The 16,475-nt window shown below is 68.4% G+C and carries 13 protein-coding genes and 1 pseudogene; 8 read left to right on the plus strand and 6 right to left on the minus strand.

The window, feature by feature from the left end; genetic code table 11:
• The coding region (locus VXC91_RS33330; protein ID WP_329511091.1) for an aminotransferase class I/II-fold pyridoxal phosphate-dependent enzyme at window positions 1-373 on the plus strand (373 nt) is incomplete at its 5' end.
• Here the strand turns inward: VXC91_RS33330 and VXC91_RS33335 are convergent.
• Window positions 370-744 (minus strand): annotated as a pseudogene (locus VXC91_RS33335) (integrase core domain-containing protein); the annotation flags it as partial. The gene VXC91_RS33330 and the pseudogene VXC91_RS33335 sit on opposite strands and share 4 nt — an antisense overlap.
• A 1,311-nt stretch (window positions 745-2,055) precedes the next feature.
• Between VXC91_RS33335 and VXC91_RS33340 the strand changes: the two are divergent.
• The 4 genes from VXC91_RS33340 (at window position 2,056) to VXC91_RS33355 (ending at window position 6,686) form a co-directional block, all read left to right on the plus strand.
• Window positions 2,056-3,321, plus strand: a complete 1,266-nt coding sequence (locus VXC91_RS33340) for an ABC transporter substrate-binding protein (protein WP_329511092.1) — start codon at window positions 2,056-2,058, stop codon at window positions 3,319-3,321.
• Window positions 3,322-3,356: 35 nt separating this feature from the next.
• Window positions 3,357-4,301 carry a carbohydrate ABC transporter permease gene (locus tag VXC91_RS33345; protein ID WP_329511093.1) on the plus strand — a complete coding sequence of 315 codons (945 nt, stop codon included), beginning with the start codon at window positions 3,357-3,359 and terminating at the stop codon, window positions 4,299-4,301.
• A 56-nt stretch (window positions 4,302-4,357) separates the two neighbouring features.
• A complete protein-coding gene (locus VXC91_RS33350; RefSeq protein ID WP_329511094.1) occupies window positions 4,358-5,218 on the plus strand; it encodes a carbohydrate ABC transporter permease in 861 nt (286 codons plus the stop codon).
• A 481-nt stretch (window positions 5,219-5,699) separates the two neighbouring features.
• Entirely contained in the window at window positions 5,700-6,686 is a 987-nt protein-coding gene (locus VXC91_RS33355) for a LacI family DNA-binding transcriptional regulator (protein WP_329511095.1), read from the plus strand.
• Window positions 6,687-6,807: 121 nt separating this feature from the next.
• Here the strand turns inward: VXC91_RS33355 and VXC91_RS33360 are convergent, their stop codons facing one another.
• Complete coding sequence (locus VXC91_RS33360; protein ID WP_329511096.1) at window positions 6,808-8,412, minus strand: glycoside hydrolase family 13 protein; 1,605 nt, start codon at window positions 8,410-8,412, stop codon at window positions 6,808-6,810.
• A 441-nt stretch (window positions 8,413-8,853) separates the two neighbouring features.
• Between VXC91_RS33360 and VXC91_RS33365 the strand changes: the two genes are divergently transcribed.
• Window positions 8,854-10,962 (plus strand): amylo-alpha-1,6-glucosidase, encoded by a 2,109-nt coding sequence (locus VXC91_RS33365; RefSeq protein ID WP_329511097.1) that lies wholly within the window; start codon window positions 8,854-8,856, stop codon window positions 10,960-10,962.
• A gap of 58 nt (window positions 10,963-11,020) precedes the next feature.
• Entirely contained in the window at window positions 11,021-11,881 is an 861-nt protein-coding gene (locus VXC91_RS33370; RefSeq protein WP_329511098.1) for an aldo/keto reductase, read from the plus strand.
• Between the two features lie 485 nt (window positions 11,882-12,366).
• Here the strand turns inward: VXC91_RS33370 and VXC91_RS33380 are convergent, their stop codons facing one another.
• A complete protein-coding gene (locus VXC91_RS33380; RefSeq protein WP_329511099.1) occupies window positions 12,367-13,776 on the minus strand; it encodes a hypothetical protein in 1,410 nt (469 codons plus the stop codon).
• Between VXC91_RS33380 and VXC91_RS33385 the strand changes: the two genes are divergently transcribed.
• Window positions 13,760-14,389 carry a choice-of-anchor P family protein gene (locus tag VXC91_RS33385; protein ID WP_329511100.1) on the plus strand — a complete coding sequence of 210 codons (630 nt, stop codon included), beginning with the start codon at window positions 13,760-13,762 and terminating at the stop codon, window positions 14,387-14,389. The two genes, VXC91_RS33380 and VXC91_RS33385, sit on opposite strands and share 17 nt — an antisense overlap.
• Before the next feature lie 303 nt (window positions 14,390-14,692).
• Here VXC91_RS33385 and VXC91_RS33390 read toward each other — a convergent pair whose 3' ends face one another.
• The 3 genes from VXC91_RS33390 to VXC91_RS33400 all read right to left on the minus strand — a co-directional run bounded on the left by VXC91_RS33390 (window position 14,693) and on the right by VXC91_RS33400 (window position 16,418).
• Window positions 14,693-15,010 carry a hypothetical protein gene (locus tag VXC91_RS33390; protein ID WP_329511101.1) on the minus strand — a complete coding sequence of 106 codons (318 nt, stop codon included), beginning with the start codon at window positions 15,008-15,010 and terminating at the stop codon, window positions 14,693-14,695.
• 180 nt (window positions 15,011-15,190) lie between these two features.
• Window positions 15,191-15,715, minus strand: a complete 525-nt coding sequence (locus VXC91_RS33395; RefSeq protein WP_329511102.1) for a hypothetical protein — start codon at window positions 15,713-15,715, stop codon at window positions 15,191-15,193.
• Between the two features lie 307 nt (window positions 15,716-16,022).
• On the minus strand, window positions 16,023-16,418 hold the full coding sequence (locus tag VXC91_RS33400; RefSeq protein WP_329511103.1) for a hypothetical protein: 396 nt from the start codon (window positions 16,416-16,418) through the stop codon (window positions 16,023-16,025).
• Window positions 16,419-16,475: the final 57 nt, after the last annotated feature.

Below are 16,475 nucleotides of genomic sequence, written 5' to 3' on the forward strand. Positions count from 1 at the left end.
GCAGCTGACGCTCGCGGAATTCATCGTCTCGGGTGCGTACGGCCGTCATGTGCGCTCGATGCGGCAGCGCTACCGGCGTCGCCGCGATGAGCTGGTCACTGCCCTGCGCCAGAGGGCTCCCGGCATTCGTGTGGCCGGCATGGCGGCAGGACTGCAGGCGGTCCTCGAGCTTCCGCGGGGAACGGAGAGTTCGGTGGTCCAGGCGGCGGCTCGGCAAGGGCTGGCGGTCAGGGGGTTGACGCAGTTCGGCTATGAAGTGGCGGACTGTGGGTGGCAGTTTCCCGAGCGGGACGCCCTGGTGGTCAACTACGCGGCGCCCTCGGACAGTGCGTGGGCGGGCGCACTGGACGCGCTGTGCAGGGTGATGCCCTAGTCGTATTGCCGTGCGAGGTTGGGGACGCGGCTGGCGGGTGGTTGGCCCTTCAGCGCGGTGTGTCTGTGGTGGTGATTGTAGGTGTGCAGCCATTGCGGGAATGCGTCGCGTCGTTCCTGTTCGGAGCGGTAGGGGCGGGCGTAGGCCCATTCGTCGAGCAGGGTGCGGTTGAGGCGTTCGACCTTGTCGTTGGTCTGGGGCCGGTAGGGCCGGGCTCGCTTGTGGGTGATCCCGGCCGCTGTCAGGGCATCCCGCCACAGGCGGGACCTGTAGCAGGAGCCGTTGTCGGTCAGGAAGCGTTCGATGCCGATCCCGGCCGAGGTGAAGAACGCCTGGGCCCGGGTCCAGAAGGCGGTGGCGGTCTCCCAGCGAACTCGTGTGCTTTCCCGCAGGCGGGGTCAGGAGGATGCGGGGTGATCCGCGTGGAGGACCCGGCGGAGATCCGCCGGATGCATCGGGTGGAGGGGTTGCCGGCACGGGCGGTGGCCTGGCAGCTGGGGATCTCCAGGAACACCGTGTTGTGGGTTTCGGCCTCGGACCGGCCGCCGCAGTACCGGCGGAAGCCGAAGGCGTGGACGTCATCGCGGACGTCCCGGCGAATCCGACGCCGGAGGTGATGCAGGAGGGCGGTCGGGCAAGGCTCGCACGGCAACCCGCCTGTCGGTTCCCAACCCGGAACCATGCTCGTGGTGCGGCGCGCGATCAGCGGGTGGATGCCGAGTTCGCGCACCAGGTGCCGCTACGTGTCGTGGTCGTAGCCGCGGGGCACGGCACGAAAAGAGCTGGCAGATCCGAAACGGACATGCGGGGTCTGTCCTGTCCATGTGGCGGTGGTGTACGCAATCAATGACAGAACGGATCGGCAATGTGTGACAGGGGCGCGAGCATCCGAGGTGCTGTTCCACCGTGGCAAACCGGTTCCTCGTGTGCCCGTGATGCCGTCCTGGTCCCGTCCGCGGGTGGTGCCGGGCACGGGGCGTTTTGGCCGTCGGACTGGACAGTGCCGGGCTCCACGGGCCCGGGGACGTGTGGTTCTTCTCCTTGCGATGCCCGGCGGGGTGTGTCATGTCGTCCCAGGATGCGCGGCAAGCGGCGAACGGCACGGTGGGGGCGAACGGCACGGTGTGGCCGCATCGGCATCGCCGCTGCCGGCAGCGCGGGAGGACGCCGAGCCCCGTCCCGCGAGTCGTCACAGGGCGTCACTTCCGGATACGTTGACCGTACACACCCCGCCCGGAACGCCGTTGGGCGCATCGGCGCCGCCGGCACGGGGCCGGGTCAGCGGCCGGGACAGGGACCGGCGAGCGGCTGACCGGCGCGGATGAGGAATCCGGCCGCTGCAGCGCTCCATCCGGCGCTTCTACTTCGACGCACACCCACGTCGACGCACACCCTCGTTGACACACACCGCCGAGGCGTGTTCGGCCCCGGCCCGGCGGCGTCGTGTCTGTCGTGCGCATGGTCGCCTCCCCTGTTGATCGAATCGTGACCAAGGGCGCATTGCCGTAACGGGCGCGAAATGATCTAATCCTTGACGGTTTCATTTGATCGTTCAAATTTCCTAAGTGTGGTCACTTGTCGCCCGGCGCAGTCCATGTGCGACGCTGCCACACCCGCGAGATGCGGATCATGCAGCCGGGGCCCGGACGACGTGGCATCGGGGATGAACAAGGAGTTTTTCAATGAAATTTACGAGAGCGGCCTGTGCAGTTGCGGCCTCGTTGGCGAGTGTGGCCCTTGTCGCAGGTTGCTCCGGCAGCACCCCCGGCGACAGCGCGGCCGGCGCGGACGGGACTGGTCCGTTCACCCTTGTGATCGGCAAGGACACCTCGGGCAAACTGCAGAGCAAGGTGATTGACCTCTGGAACAAGGAACACCCTGACGCCAAGGCGAAGGTGATCGAACTGCCGGCGTCCGCCGACGAGCAGCGAGCCGCGATCGTCCAGAACTTCCAGGCTCACAGCGACCGGTTTGATGCGATCTCCGCCGACGTCGTGTGGACCTCCGAGTTCGCCGCCCGGGGCTGGATCCAGAAGATCGACCCTTCCGGTCTGCCGATCAAGGACATGCTGCCCGCTGCGGTCAAGACGGCCCAGTACAAGGGCGACCTCTACGGTGCCCCCATCACCTCGGCAGGTGCTCTGCTCTTCTATCGCAAGGACCTGATCAGCAAGCCGCCGACCACCTGGAAGGACCTGATCGACGACTGCCGGATCGCCAAGCAGCACAACATGGGCTGTTACGCCGGTCAGTTCGCCAAGTACGAGGGATTGACGGTCAACGCGACCGAGGCGATCAACTCGGCAGGCGGTTCCGTCTACGGTTCCGACGGATCGGTCACCGTCGACTCGCCCCAGGCCAAAGCCGGCCTTGACTTCCTGGTGAACGGCTTCAAGCAGGGCTACATCCCCAAGTCCGCCATCACGTATCAGGAGGAGGACGCCCGGCGGGCCTTCCAGCAGGGCAAGCTGCTCTTCCTGCGTAACTGGCCGTATGTGTACAGCCTCGCCAACGCCGGCGGAAGCGACTCCGTCATCAAGGGCAAGTTCGGCATGGCGCCGCTGCCCGGTGCGAACGGAGTGGGCAGCACGACCCTCGGTGGCAACAACCTGGTCCTGAGCAGCTACTCCAAGCACAAGAAGTCCGTCGAACAGTTCATGGCCTTCATGGAGAGCCCGGCGGTCCAGCGGGTCGAGGTGGAGGACCTGTCCAACTCGCCCGTGCTGACGGACCTGTACACGGACAAGAAGCTGGTGGCCGAGAACCCCTACCTGCCCATCCTCAAGGAGGGCCTGCTGCACGGTGCTCCGCGGCCTCAGGTGCCCGCATACGACGAGACGAGTCTGCGGATCCAGACCCACGTCTACGACGCGCTGACGGGGAAGAAGGACACGGCTGCCGCGCTCAAGGAGCTTGCTGCCGACCTCCGCAAGATTCCCGCCAACTGATCCACCCGTACTGAAGCCTGAAGGAGGTTCCGCCCATGACCACCACGAGTAAGGTGCGCGCATCCGGGTTGCCGGGTGCGCCGCCGCTACCGAAGCGTCACAAAGGTGGTGGAACATGGGCGGCCTGGTACCTGGTTGCCCCGGCCCTGCTGCTGCTTGCGGCGGTGATCGGCTACCCGCTCGTCAAGGCCATCTACCTGTCGCTGTTCAGCGACACCATCGGCGGAACGTCCGAGTTCATCGGCTTGGGCAACTACCGCACGGCACTCACCGGTGACGGCGCCGGCGACTTCTGGTCGGCGCTGAGAGTGACCGGGCTGTTCACGTTCTTCTCCGTGGCGCTGGAGGTGGCGATCGGTCTTGCCATGGCGCTGGTCATGCACCGAGCCTTCCGCGGTCGGGGACTGGTGCGCGCCAGCGTTCTCGTGCCGTGGGCGATCCCCACCGCCGTGACCAGTGTGCTGTGGCGCTGGATGCTCCAGCCCGAAGGCATCGTGAACCACCTGACCGGGGGCAGCACCTTGTGGACGGGCAGTCAGTGGCCGTCCCGCGCGGCGATCGTCATCGCGGACACCTGGAAGACGTCCCCGTTCCTCGCTCTGCTCATCCTTGCCGGACTGCAGCTGATCCCCGACGAGCTCTACGAGGCCGCGCGGGTTGACGGCGCCGGAGCCTGGCGCCGATTCCGCAGCGTCACACTGCCGCTTCTGATGCCGTCGCTCATGGTGGCGGTCCTCTTCCGGCTGCTCGACGCCCTGCGCATCTACGACCTGCCCCAGCTCCTGACCGGTGGCGCCAACGGCACGACGACCCTTTCGATGCTCGTCGTGCAGTCCTCCATCCAGCAGACCAAGTTCGGCTACGGTTCCGCGCTGTCGACGCTCACGTTCCTGATCATCTTCGGCGTGGCACTGGTCTTCATCCGGTTCATGGGGACCAGCCTGCTGCCGGCCGACGACGAAGAAGGGCGTACCGCCTGATGGCCACGACTGTCCACTCCCACCGCAGGCCCGTTGGGGTCCGCAGCGGCAGGCCCATGACCGCCCGCAGGCCGCCGTCACGAGTTGTCCGGCGCCGCCTCGCCACCGTGGGCACGGTCCTGAGCGTCCTCGGCATCGTGGTGTTCTGCATCGCGCCGTTCTACTGGATGATCGTCTCCAGCCTCAAGGGGCCGAACGACATCTTCAACAACGACCTGTGGCCGTCGGCCCCGACGCTGGTGAACTACCGGGCCGTCTTCAGCGGCGAGAACAACTTCTCCTATGCGCTACGCAACAGCGTCGTGATCGCAGGCACCACCACGCTGTTCGCCATGGTCATCGGCGTCATCTCCGCTTACGCCTTCGCCAGACTCCACTTCCGCGGCAAGCGGTTGGCGCTCGGTGCTGTCCTTGCAGCCTCGATGTTCCCCGGGGTGGCGCTGCTCACGCCGCTGTTCCAGCAGTTCAGCAACTGGGGGTGGATCGACCAGTACCAGTCGGTCGTCATCCCGGACATCAGCTTCGCCCTGCCGCTGGCGATCTGGGTCCTGTCCAGTTTCTTCCGGGAGCTGCCCTGGGGCCTGGAGGAATCGGCCATGGTGGACGGCGCCTCCAAGGGCCAGGCATTCCGCCTGGTCATCCTGCCGCTGGCCGCCCCGGGCATCTTCACCAGCGCGCTGCTGGTGTTCATCTCCGTGTGGAACGAGTTCCTCATCGCGAACGCCATGACGCTCACGCCGGCCGCGCAGCCGGTCACGGTGGCCATCGCGAAGTTCACCGGAAGCTCCCAGTACCAGCAGCCGTTCAGTACGCAGATGGCGGCCGGCGTCGTGGTCACGGTCCCGCTGGTCATCCTGGTCTGGATCCTGCAACGCCGCATCGTGTCCGGGCTGACCGCCGGGGCACTGAAGGGCTGAGCAGGCCGTGTGCCCCACCGGCCGTGCCCGGCCGATGCACACCCCAGGGGCGTTTCGCCCATGCCTGTCGCAGGCTTCACGGTCGCAAGCGGGCGGGCCGGTACGTGCACGGCCCGTCCGATGCCCTCCTTGAGGGTGCACCCGCAGCCTGCGGCACCCGGCTCTCAGGCTGCGGCTGCGCCCCGGTCGCAGCCGATGGCGCGGCAGCAACGCTGCACGAAACGCCGAACGTCACGCTGCAGTCATCGGTGCTGCCGCGGCCTCAGCCCGGTGGGCGGGGCTCCCTGCGACGGCCCCGGCGCCGTGACCACACCAGCCACAGGAAGATCATCTCACCCGTAACCAGCAGTTACCGGACACCCCTTAAGGTTGACAGGTCGAAAGGCATGGACCGCAGCACCAGCCGAGCTGAGAGCCCGTAGTCGATTTTCCCTACCTGAAAGGCGGCATGGTGGCACACCGACGGACAACGACCCCGACGATGGCCGAGGTTGCACGCGCTGCCCACGTCTCCCTTCAAACCGTGTCCAACGCGCTCAACGCACCCGAACGTGTCCGCGCGGACACCCTGGCCCGTGTCCTGGCCGCCATCGACAAACTCGGGTACCAGCCGAACCAGGTGGCGCGCTCCCTGCGCACCCGGCGCACCCGGCATATCGGCTACCGCCTCGACCCCGACCGATCCGACACCGCCAGCGTCCTGCAGGACCGGTTCCTGCACGCCCTCACCACCGCCGCCGAGTCCGCAGGCCACCGGGTACTGCTCTTCAGCTCGGGCGGCATCAGCGCCGAACTCACCTGCTACGAGGACATGCTCCGCACCGGCAGCGTCGACGGGTTCGTGCTGTCAGGCATCGACCCGGGCGATCCGCGCCCCGCCTGGCTCGCCGAACGCGGCGCTGCCTTCGCCTGCTTCGGACGCCCCGACCCCGACAGCAACTACCTGTGGGTCGACGTCGACGGAGCCGCCGGCACGCAGGCCGCCGTCGACCACCTGGTGGCAGCCGGCCACCGCGAGATCGGGTTCCTCGGCTGGTCCAGCACCTCCGGCCCCGGCGAACAGCGACGACGCGGCTGGCTACGCGCCCTCCAGCGCCACGGACTGCGCCCCGACCATCACATCACCGCCCTGGACACCCTCCAGGACGGCACACGCGCCGCGCTGGAGCTCCTCGGCAGGGCCCCCACGATCACGGCGATCGTCGCCGCCAGCGACACCTTCGCCCTGGGCTGCTACGCGGCGGCCCGCAGCGTCGGCCGGGAAATCGGCCGGGAACTGGCCGTGATCGGTGTGGACGACTCCCCGACCGCCTCCCTCGTCACGCCCGCGCTGACCAGCGTCCGGCAGCCCCTGGAGGAGGTGGCGAAGGAGGTCATGAGCCTGCTGGTCGCCAAGCTGAAGGACCAGCGTGTGCAGCACAACGGCATTGTCCTCGCCCCCTCCTTGATGATCCGGGAAAGCGCCTGACCGTCAAGGCCGCAGCAGTCGGCGGCGAAGGCCCTCACACACCGCGGCGCGCCAGGCACAGCGGGCAACTCCTGGCGGCCGGTGAGGGCTTCAGCCACCAGGAGCCCGGCGCGGCCTTGTGTCAGCAGGTGGGGTCGACGATCCACCACGCAGCCGTGTTGGCGTCCAGCTTCCCCTCGTCGCACGGCTGACTGGACAGCAGGAGCCTGCCCTTGACGGGCGCCGGCACCGGCGCGTCGGTGAAGTTCACCGCGCACACGAATCCCTCACCGCGGGCGAAGACCAGGACCCCGTCGTCGTCCGTGAGCCAGCGCAGCCGGGGGTCGCGCAGCCCCGGCACGGAGCGCCGCAGCTGCAGGCCGTCCTGGTAGACGTGCCAGGGCGACCCTCCGTCGGCACGCAGGAGTTCCACGGTGTAGCGGTCGAACCAGTCGGGTTGCGGCAGCCAGGTCCGGTCCGCCTCGGCGTCGGTGAAACCGAACGGCGGCTTGGCACCGCTCCAGGGCAGCGGTACACGGCAGCCGTCCCGGCCTGCCTCCGGCCTGCCGGTCGCAGCGACGATGGGATCGGTCAGGGCATGCAGGGGAAGGTCGGTGACCTCCGGCAGCCCGAGTTCCTCGCCCTGGTACAGGTAGGCGCTTCCGGGCAGGGCGAGCATCAGCAGGGCTGCCGCGAGCGCCCGTGCGGCACCGCGGTCGAGGTCCGGTTCCTGCCCCGGCAGGCCGTTGCTGCTGTACCGGGTGACGGTGCGCTGCTGGTCGTGGTTGTTCAGTACCCAGGTGACGGGAACGCCGCTGGAGGCGATGTCGCGCAGCGCGGCCTCGATCCGCTGCCGGAACTCCGCCGCGTCCCACCGGGCGTTCAACAGATCGAAGTAGAACGCCTGGTGGAGTTCGTCAGGACGCAGATACAGCGCCTGGTCGGCGGGGGTGGGAACCGCGACCTCACCCACCAGCGTGCGCTGCCTGCCGTCACGAGCCTCGTACTCCTCGCAGATCGCCCTCCACCGCTGCCAGACGGTGTGGACCTCGGGCTGGTTCCAGGCCAGGGGGTTGATCGCGTCCCGGGCGTTCTCGTCCGCGGTCGGATCGGGGGAGTCGGGGAGCTCGGGATGCTTGAACAGGCCCACCGCGACGTCGATCCGGAAACCGTCCACCCCGCGGTCGAGCCAGAAGCGCACGACCTCGTCGAAGAAGTCGGCGACTTCGGGAGTGCGCCAGTTCCAGTCCGGCTGGTGCGGGGTGAACATGTGCAGGTACCACTGGCCGGGCCGGCCGTCGGGCTCCACCACCCTGGTCCAGGCCGGGCCACCGAACATCGCCCGCCAGTTGTTGGGCGGCAGGCTCCCGTCCGCGCCACGTCCCTCGGCGAAATGAAACCAGCGGCGAGCCTGACTCCCCGGACCGGCCGCCAGTGCCTCCTGGAACCGCGGATGCTCGCTGGAGCAGTGGTTGGGGACGATGTCGAGGACCACCTTCAGCCCCAACTGATGCGCCTCACCGACCAGCAGATCGAACTCGTTCAGATCTCCGAAGAGCGGGTCGATGGCGCAGTAGTCGGACACGTCGTAACCGTGGTCACGCTGCGGAGAGGGAAAACACGGGCTGAGCCAGAACCCGTCCACGCCGAGCGTCGACAGGTAGCCCAGGCCCGAGCGGGCGCCACGCAGGTCGCCCACGCCGTCTCCGTTCCCGTCACGAAAACTGCGTAGGTACACCTGGTACATCACGGCATCATGCCACCAGGGCGCGGGCGGGATCGCCATCGGGTCGTGCCTTTCACGAAGCCGGCGGGCGCCGGCGACCTCCAAGACAGCGCAGCGCTGCCCCGGTACACGGGTTTCGGTGCCTCGGCCACCGGTGCGCGCACCGGTCACCGGCAGGGGAAGTCCCTGCGGACGCCCGGCGGGCACCGCGAACACGAGGTAGCGCCGTGGCCAATGAAAATCCCTCCGCACGAACCCGGTGTGCCGGAGTGCGGGGGGACCTTGCTGCGGACAGCGGTGCGAGGACGACTCATGATTGGCGTCCGCCACGGCTGTCGTGATTTGATCGTTCAAAAGTCACGGCGTGAGAAGAAAAGCACCCCGCCGAAATCAGTGTCAAGGCACCCCCCTTGGCCCGCCCGTGGGGGCGCTGCCAGGAAGGCTTACCGCGAAGGAGAATCCGTGACGGACTGGACCCCTCAGCCCTTCATCCAGAACGCGATCGTCTGCCTGCAGGCTCCGCTGCTGGTGCTGTCCACGCCGGACGGCCAGCTGCGCGCCGGCGCGGCAGGGTTCTTCGCGTCCGACACCCGGTGGGTCAGCCGTCTCGTCCTCACCATCGACGGAGCCGAACCCGAAGCCATCCACTCCGAGCTCCTCGACACGCACAGGGCCCGCTTCGTCGCGGTACGGCGCAGCGCGTACGACCCGACCCCGGATGCCGCCGTGAGCGTCGAACGGCTGCGCAGCGCCCAGCAGGACGGCTTCGAGCAGATCACCGTCAGCAACCACGGGCGGACCCCCGTCGTTCTGCCGCTGCGGCTGGAAACCGGATGTGATCTGGCGAACATCTCCACCGTCAAATCGGGACGGACTCCTGCCGCACTGCCCGCTGAGAACACCGGAAGCGGCCTGTCCTGGACCCACCCGCACACCGGCGTGTCGGTGACGCTCACCCCCAGCAACACCCCGGACCGGATCGACCCCGCGACCGGCGCCCTGGAGTGGACCGTCGACCTGGCGCCCGGCCAGAGCTGGACGGTTTCCCTCGCTCTTGTCGCCGACGGGGTCGCGGACGCACCGGCCGTGGTGGCGGCGCCGTCCACCGACCGCAGACCCTGGTCGGACATCCAGGTACGGTGCGCCGACCGGCGCATGTCCTTGCTGCTCGATCGCAGCCTGGCCGACCTCCAGGGCCTGCTGCTGAGCGACCCGCAGTACCCGGCGGACCGCTTCCTCGCCGCCGGGGCACCCTGGTATCTCACGCTCTTCGGCCGGGACTCCCTGTGGGCAGCTCGGATGATGCTGCCGCTGGGAACCGAACTGGCCGCAAGCACCCTGCGAACCCTCGCCCGCCGGCAGGGAACGGCCCACAACCCGGAAACCGAGGAGCAGCCGGGCAAGATCCTGCACGAACTGCGTCGCGAGACCACCAGGCTCTCAGGCGGCCTGACCCTGCCCCCCCTGTACTACGGCAGCATCGACGCCACCTTGCTCTTCGTGGTGCTGCTGGCAGAGGCCTGGCGCTGGGGCATGCCGCAAGAGGACGTCGCCACCCTGCTGCCCCACGCCGAACGCGCGCTCGAATGGCTGCGTCTTCACGCCGACGCCGACGGCGACGGATTCGTGGAGTACATACGCAACGACGACAACGGACTGGTCAATCAGGGTTGGAAGGACTCCGTCGACTCCGTGCAGTCCACCCGCGGCCGCCTTGCGTCGGCGCCCATAGCCCTCTCGGAGGTCCAGGGATACGCCTACCAGGCCGCGGTCGCAGGCGCGGCCCTGCTCAGCGCTTTCGGAAGGCCCGGTGCCGACTACTGGCTGGACTGGGCGGACGCTCTCGCGCGCCGGTTCCGGTCGGCATTCTGGGTCGAGGACGCCGCCGGCCCGTACGTCGCGATCGCACTCGACGGCGACAAGCGACCGGTTGATGCCGTCGCCTCCAACGCAGGGCACCTGCTGGGCACGGGAATCCTCTCCGCCGACGAGAGCGCTGCGGTCGCCCAGCGGCTGGCCGGGCCCGACATGAACAGCGGGTGGGGCCTGCGCACCATGAGCGCCCGGTCCGCGGGTTTCAACCCCGTCGGGTACCACACGGGGTCCGTTTGGGCACACGACACCGCGATCGCCGTGGCCGGACTGGCCACCAGCGGGCACCATCCGGCCGCGGCATCGCTGATCGAGGGCCTGCTCGAAGCAGCCGCAGCCTTCGACTACCGCCTCCCGGAACTCCACGGGGGCGAGCAACGCCGCCCCGGCAGTCGGCCCGTGCCCTATCCGGCGTCCTGCCGGCCCCAGGCCTGGGCGGCGACCGCCGGCATCAGCCTGCTGTCGTCCCTGCTCGGACTGGAGCCCGACCTTCCCTCCGGTCGCGTCGCGCTGCGCCCGCTGGCGCAGTCGCCGGTCGGAAGCCTTGAGGTCTCCGGCATCCGATTGGGCACCGGCGACGTCACGGTCACGGTCGACGGCCACGGCGACGGCAGCATCACCGGTGCCCCGGGGTCTGTTCACGTCGAAACCCGCCCCGCGCTCCCCGCTGCCTCCGACCCCCGTATCCCTCGTTCCTGAGCAGGCGGCGCCCGACGTCTGTGCGGGCACCCTTTTCCACACACCACAGGAGCACGACGTGCACACCCGTTCTCTCGGCGACCTCCAGGTCAGCGCCATCGGCCTGGGCGGGATGCCGCTGTCCCTGCACACCCCGGTGCCGGACGAACAGCGGGCCATCGCCACGGTCCACACCGCACTCGACGCCGGCGTCACCCTGATCGACACGGCAGATGCCTACGCCCCCGGCTACGACGTGGGCCACAACGAGCGTGTGATCCGCAAGGCACTGGCCACCTACGGCGGCGACACCAGCGGCGTCCTCGTGGCCACGAAGGGCGGCCACACCCGCACTCCCGACGGCGGGTGGGGCCTCGACGGCAGCCCCGAACACCTGCGCCGTGCCTGCGAGGCATCCCTGACCGCGCTCGGAGTCGAGGCCATCGGTCTCTACCAGCACCACCGGCCCGACCCGTCCGTCCCCTACGCGGAGTCCCTCGGCGCGCTGCGTGACCTGCGCGACGCCGGCAAGCTCCGTCTCGTCGGCATCTCCAACGTCGACGAGAGCCAGATCCGTCTGGCACTGGACATCCTCGGCCCGGGTGGGCTGGCCTCGGTCCAGAACGAGTTCTCGCCGGCCGTTCGCTCCAGTCGCCCGCAGCTCGATCTGTGCGGGCGGCTCGGCATCGCCTTCCTCCCGTGGAGCCCCCTCGGCGGAATGCAGACGGCACATGCCCTGGAGGCCGGACAGCCCGCCTTCGCCGATGTGGCGGCCGACCTGCAGGCCAGCCCGCAACAGGTGTGCCTGGCCTGGCACCTTGCCCAAGGCGAGCACGTCATCCCCATCCCCGGCTGCTCGCGTCCGCAGACGGCGCGTGACTCCGCGTCGGCGGCCGACCTGACGCTGACGCCCGCCCAGCTCGCCCTGCTGGAGGGATGACGCAGCCGGGCCGACCCACGGTCAACTGACGTCACCCGCACCGGGCTTGTCGAGAACCGTCCGCAGGATCACGGACGTCTCCTCGAAATCATCGGCGCCGAGCGCGCCGGACATCCGGCCCACCCGGTCGCAGTTGGGCGGCGGGCGTGTTCGACGACGCGGAGGGTGCCGGTGTCGATCACCCGGCCGGCACGGGGACCTGCCCGGCGACCGTGTGCAGCGCGGTGTCCCGCGCCGCGTCGGTCAGTTGGGCGATCTCCCCGGTGGAACCCCGACGAACAGGCCGTGGACGCCGGCGTCGAGCCGGAAGGCGGTGAGGCGTTCCAGCGAGGCGGTGCCCACCTTCCCGTCCTCGGTCAACGGGGTGCACCGGGGAGGGACGACTTTGCGGAACGTGAGGACGTACCGCGAAACAGTCGGTGGCTCGGGCTGGTGCAAGCCTTGCACCGCGACGCTTGGCGCCGCGATGGGTCGAGTACGGCACGTCATCGGGCTGTCGCGCGCCCTGCAACGGCCCGAAAACCCCTGCCGTCCAGCGCTGGGAGGATCCCAGGCGGCAATGATGAGGCGCTGCATCGCGGGGCACACTGGTTGCCGCAACGCGACGCCTTCGGCCCGATCCCGCGCAGGCAAACAGGAGTCGCTGGGGGGACGAGGCTCTGCGGCCTCTTCGCGGTCAGGCTCCCGGCGGTCGCGTCAAAGATCCGCGTGGTGCTCTTGCCGTTGGAGGAGACGGTACGCAGGTCTGGGGTGCCGTCCTCGTTGAGATCGGCAGCCTGCAGGACCGGTAGAGTCGCGGAGTTGTAGCCGCTGCTCGCGATCTGTAGCGGGGTCACCGTGTTGCCGTAGGCGAGGTCTTGCAGCTGTTGCGGGGTGTAGTAGTACAGCGCGCCGGTGCTGGTGTTGCGGGCGAACAGCGCGGGCAGCCCGTCGACGAGGCTGCTGGTGATGCTCCAGTCAGCCCAGTCGCCGGAGCCGGTGGGGTTGGTGCCGGTCAGCGGCAGCGCGTTGTCGATACCGACGAAGCCTCCGGGGATGGGAAGGCTGGGCTCGTCCCACAGCTGGCCACCCACGATCACGAGCAGGTCGGGATAGCCGGTGGCAGGTTCTCCGTTGAGGACATGGTAGAGGTCGCCGCCGTTGGCGATGCTGGTGGCTTTGTCGCCGGTGGTGTTGATGAACGTGGTGGAGATGACGTTGGCCTCATAACCGCTGTAGGGCAGGAGGGGCGAGCCGTCGCCGCTGCCGTAGAGCACCGTGCCCCGGCCGGTGGCGGGGTTGTAGTCCAGGACGTCGTTGAAGCCGGCCCCGGTGTTGAAGTGACCGGTGATGGCCTGTGTGCCGTCCCAGTCGCTCGGGGCGCCCTCGCTGTTGGCCCCGGTGCCCTGCACACCCATGTCGGTGATGCTGGTGTTGAGTTGACCGTCTGCCGTGCCGTGGGCGAGCCACAGCCCACTGGGCAGACCCGCCTGTGCGCCCACGACGGTCAGGTCCGGGATGCCGTCGCCGGTCAGATCGCCGTAGTCGGCGATGGCCGCAGGGGAGGCTGTGAGGACGCAGTTCGTGGTGTCGCCGATGTTGCCGCCTGCCGAGACGGCAGTGACGGTCAGTACGTTCGCACCCTGGGTGGGCGTGATACTGATGGGCGTGCTGGGACCGGTGCTGGCCACGGAGACCGGGGCGGTGCCGTTCAGTTGGTAGAGGTAGCTGGCGGTCGACTCACCGGAGGCATCGGACGCCAGGGTGAAGCTGGCCTGGACACCGACCTGGTAGGCGACCGGGCTGGCGTCGTCACCGCAGTTGTACCCGGATGCGTCGTAGATGGCAGGAGCACCAGGCCCGGTGGGATCGACATTGGCTACCTCTGATGCAGTCGGTGTGGTCGCCGCTGCCACGCCCACCACCCTCGGCGACGACGTGTATTTGCCCTCGAGTGACTCCGCCCGGCTGAGGCTGCAGTACTTCACCGGTCGCGCCTTCGGTATCGCGGGGCACACGGGTGGGCCCATCAGTGTGCGGATCCCCGCGCAGCCCGATACCGGCCCCGTCCGGACAGCCCACGTGACCTCGGTCCGGCCCGGCTGTTCGCCGTCCGCGCAGGCACCGCTGCTCAGCGCCGGAACACTGTGCCCCACGGTGACCACCACCCTGGCCCCCGGGGTGATCGCCTCGGTGAGCCGAGTCCGGGAGGTACGCATCGGTGCGGCCGGTCTGCCGGTCATTCAGGTTCGGGGCTCGACGGCCACAGCCATGAGTCGATGCGCCACCACGCGCGGGACGGCCGACGTGGACCTCGGGATCGGGGGTGACCGAGTCGCGGTGCCCACGGCGCCGAACAGCACCATCCGCATACCCGGCGGCGGCCGCATGGTCATCAACGAGCAGCGTCGTACCGATGGTGGCGACGGCATCGAGGTCACCGGGATGCGCGTGTCACTGCCGGGGAATCTGGCCGGCATCGTGCTGGCCTCGGCCCGCAGCGCGATCCACAACTGTGCGCCGCGGTGACGGGAGCGGGACCGCTGCAAGGACTCTCAGGGCCCGTCTACGGGCCCTCTGGCAGGCGAGATTCCAAGATCTTCTCCCAGATTTCTCCCAAGAGGCGCCAGGAAAGCCAGCAGGGGCCTGATCCGCACAGCGGATCAGGCCCCTGACCTGGTGTTTCAGCTGTCGGGGTGGCGGGATTTGAACCCACGACCTCTTCGTCCCGAACGAACTTTGCTGGGTGCTGGACCTCGGGCTGGTATGCCCCTCACCTGCTGCGACGGTCCGCAGACGTCCGCGGTTGTTCGCCGCTGTGCGTCGGCGTTGTCACGCACTTAGACACTCACGTGTGGTCCGGCGTGGTTCCGGGCTGGCCTGCCAGCTGCGGGCGGCCCCGGCCATGAGTGCTCGGCAAAGAGCCCGCCGGCCGTGCTTCTGCTCCAGGCCGCTCTCATCGATCGCCTTCTGAAGAACGGCCTCACTCACCTCGCAGGCGTGTTGCAGATCCGCTCCTTCAGCATCGGCCTCAGGGCTCCAGTCACGCACGGGCCCGTTCGCCCGTACATGCTCAACTAGCCTCAGCCGAGCTGCATACACGTCGAGCTGCAACGCGACCAAGCCCTTCGGAAGTTCGACGTCGGCCATGAGCGAAGGATAGATACCAGGCTCTCAGCTTGGGAAGCTGAGAGCTTCTGGAGTCAGTTCGGGCCTTGACCTGGGCAGACGGCCGAACTATGTCTTCCTCGGACCCGCTGGTTTTCACCGTGATTCCCCGCTGTTCCCCGCTCGATCTGGTGCGCTTGTGGTGCAGCTGTCTCGTGTGCGTCAGAACCTCGCCCATTCTTCGCCGGGGATGCAGTCCCAACTGTTCTCTGCCCACTCGCGGATGAGGAAGAGGGGCCGGGTGAGGACGATGTCTCCTGCGCGTTGAGCACGCAGGATGAGTCCGAGATTTCCGGATCCTGGATCTGCCGCGTGCGTGTAGATCAAGTCCAACTCATAGGCCTCCGTGTGGTTGCACAACCAGTCCTCGGCCTCGGATGGCACGCGGGCGACGAGAGCCGTGCCGTCCAGCGCGACCTGGGGGCCGGCAAGAGCATCGACGGCTACGCAGGCCAGGGTCTGCCCCATCGCGTAGTAGGCGGTCACCCCCAGCTTGGTGAACTGCGCCTCGACGAGTTCGTAGCTGCCCGATGAACGCTGGACGAGGCGGCAGGCCGGGGCATTGCTTCCAAGGGCCGCACTCACCTCGTCGGGAGCCATGCCAAAGCGCAGCGGTCCCACACTGACCTGCGGCACAAAGACCCACTGTGCACGCTCGCTGTCCCTCTTCACGTCCCAGATACCCACCGATGCCCCTGAAGCTCGCCAACCGCTACTCGACCCTGGGCTGGTCCAGGTGCCGGGTGGCAGCGTAGTTGGCGTCCCGCGCACGCTTTCCAACTGTGTTGGTGGGATGCCAGGGTGCGTGCACGGGCGTTCATCTGCGTTCATGGCCGCCTGTCCCTCGGCGCTGGGGCGGCTTCGGGTCTCGCCTGAACGACCGTGAACGGGGCTGAATGAGACGGGAACTGAGACGGCCCGGTGTCTGGCCGAGCCGCCTCGTGTGCGGTGTGACCTTCTGATTCGTAGCTCTAGCCAGTTCGGTCAACGACGGTCATTCCGGTCGCTCCGAGGCCCCTGAGGGACGCCAGTGGGCGGGGTCAGTTGCTGGGGTTGCGGTACCGCGCTGCTGTACGGCTTGCTTCGCTGCCAGATTCCGGGCGTGAGCTTCGCGTCGTAGTCGGCGTTCGTAGTCGGCGATCTGACGGGCCACGGGAACGCTGGTGGCCGTTCGGATCAACCGCTCGTTTTCACGATCCACTAGGAAAGGACCGTTGCCTCCCAGCCGAGGGCGCTGTCTGCTCTGACCGTCCCAGGCCGCGCCCCAGTAGAAGATCCACCCGAACGGCAAGGCCTCCACGCGCAGGATCTGAAGGTCGTACTCGACGCAGCCCCGTAGGTCGTCGATCTCGGCAAGCACCAGTCGGCGTGCGTCCTCCTCGGTCAGCATCGCCCAATGGTGACATGGCTCCTCCACATGCCGGGACGTCTCTCACACGCTCCCGTA

Source organism: Streptomyces chiangmaiensis, assembly GCF_036281785.1.
GTDB lineage: Bacteria > Actinomycetota > Actinomycetes > Streptomycetales > Streptomycetaceae > Streptomyces > Streptomyces chiangmaiensis.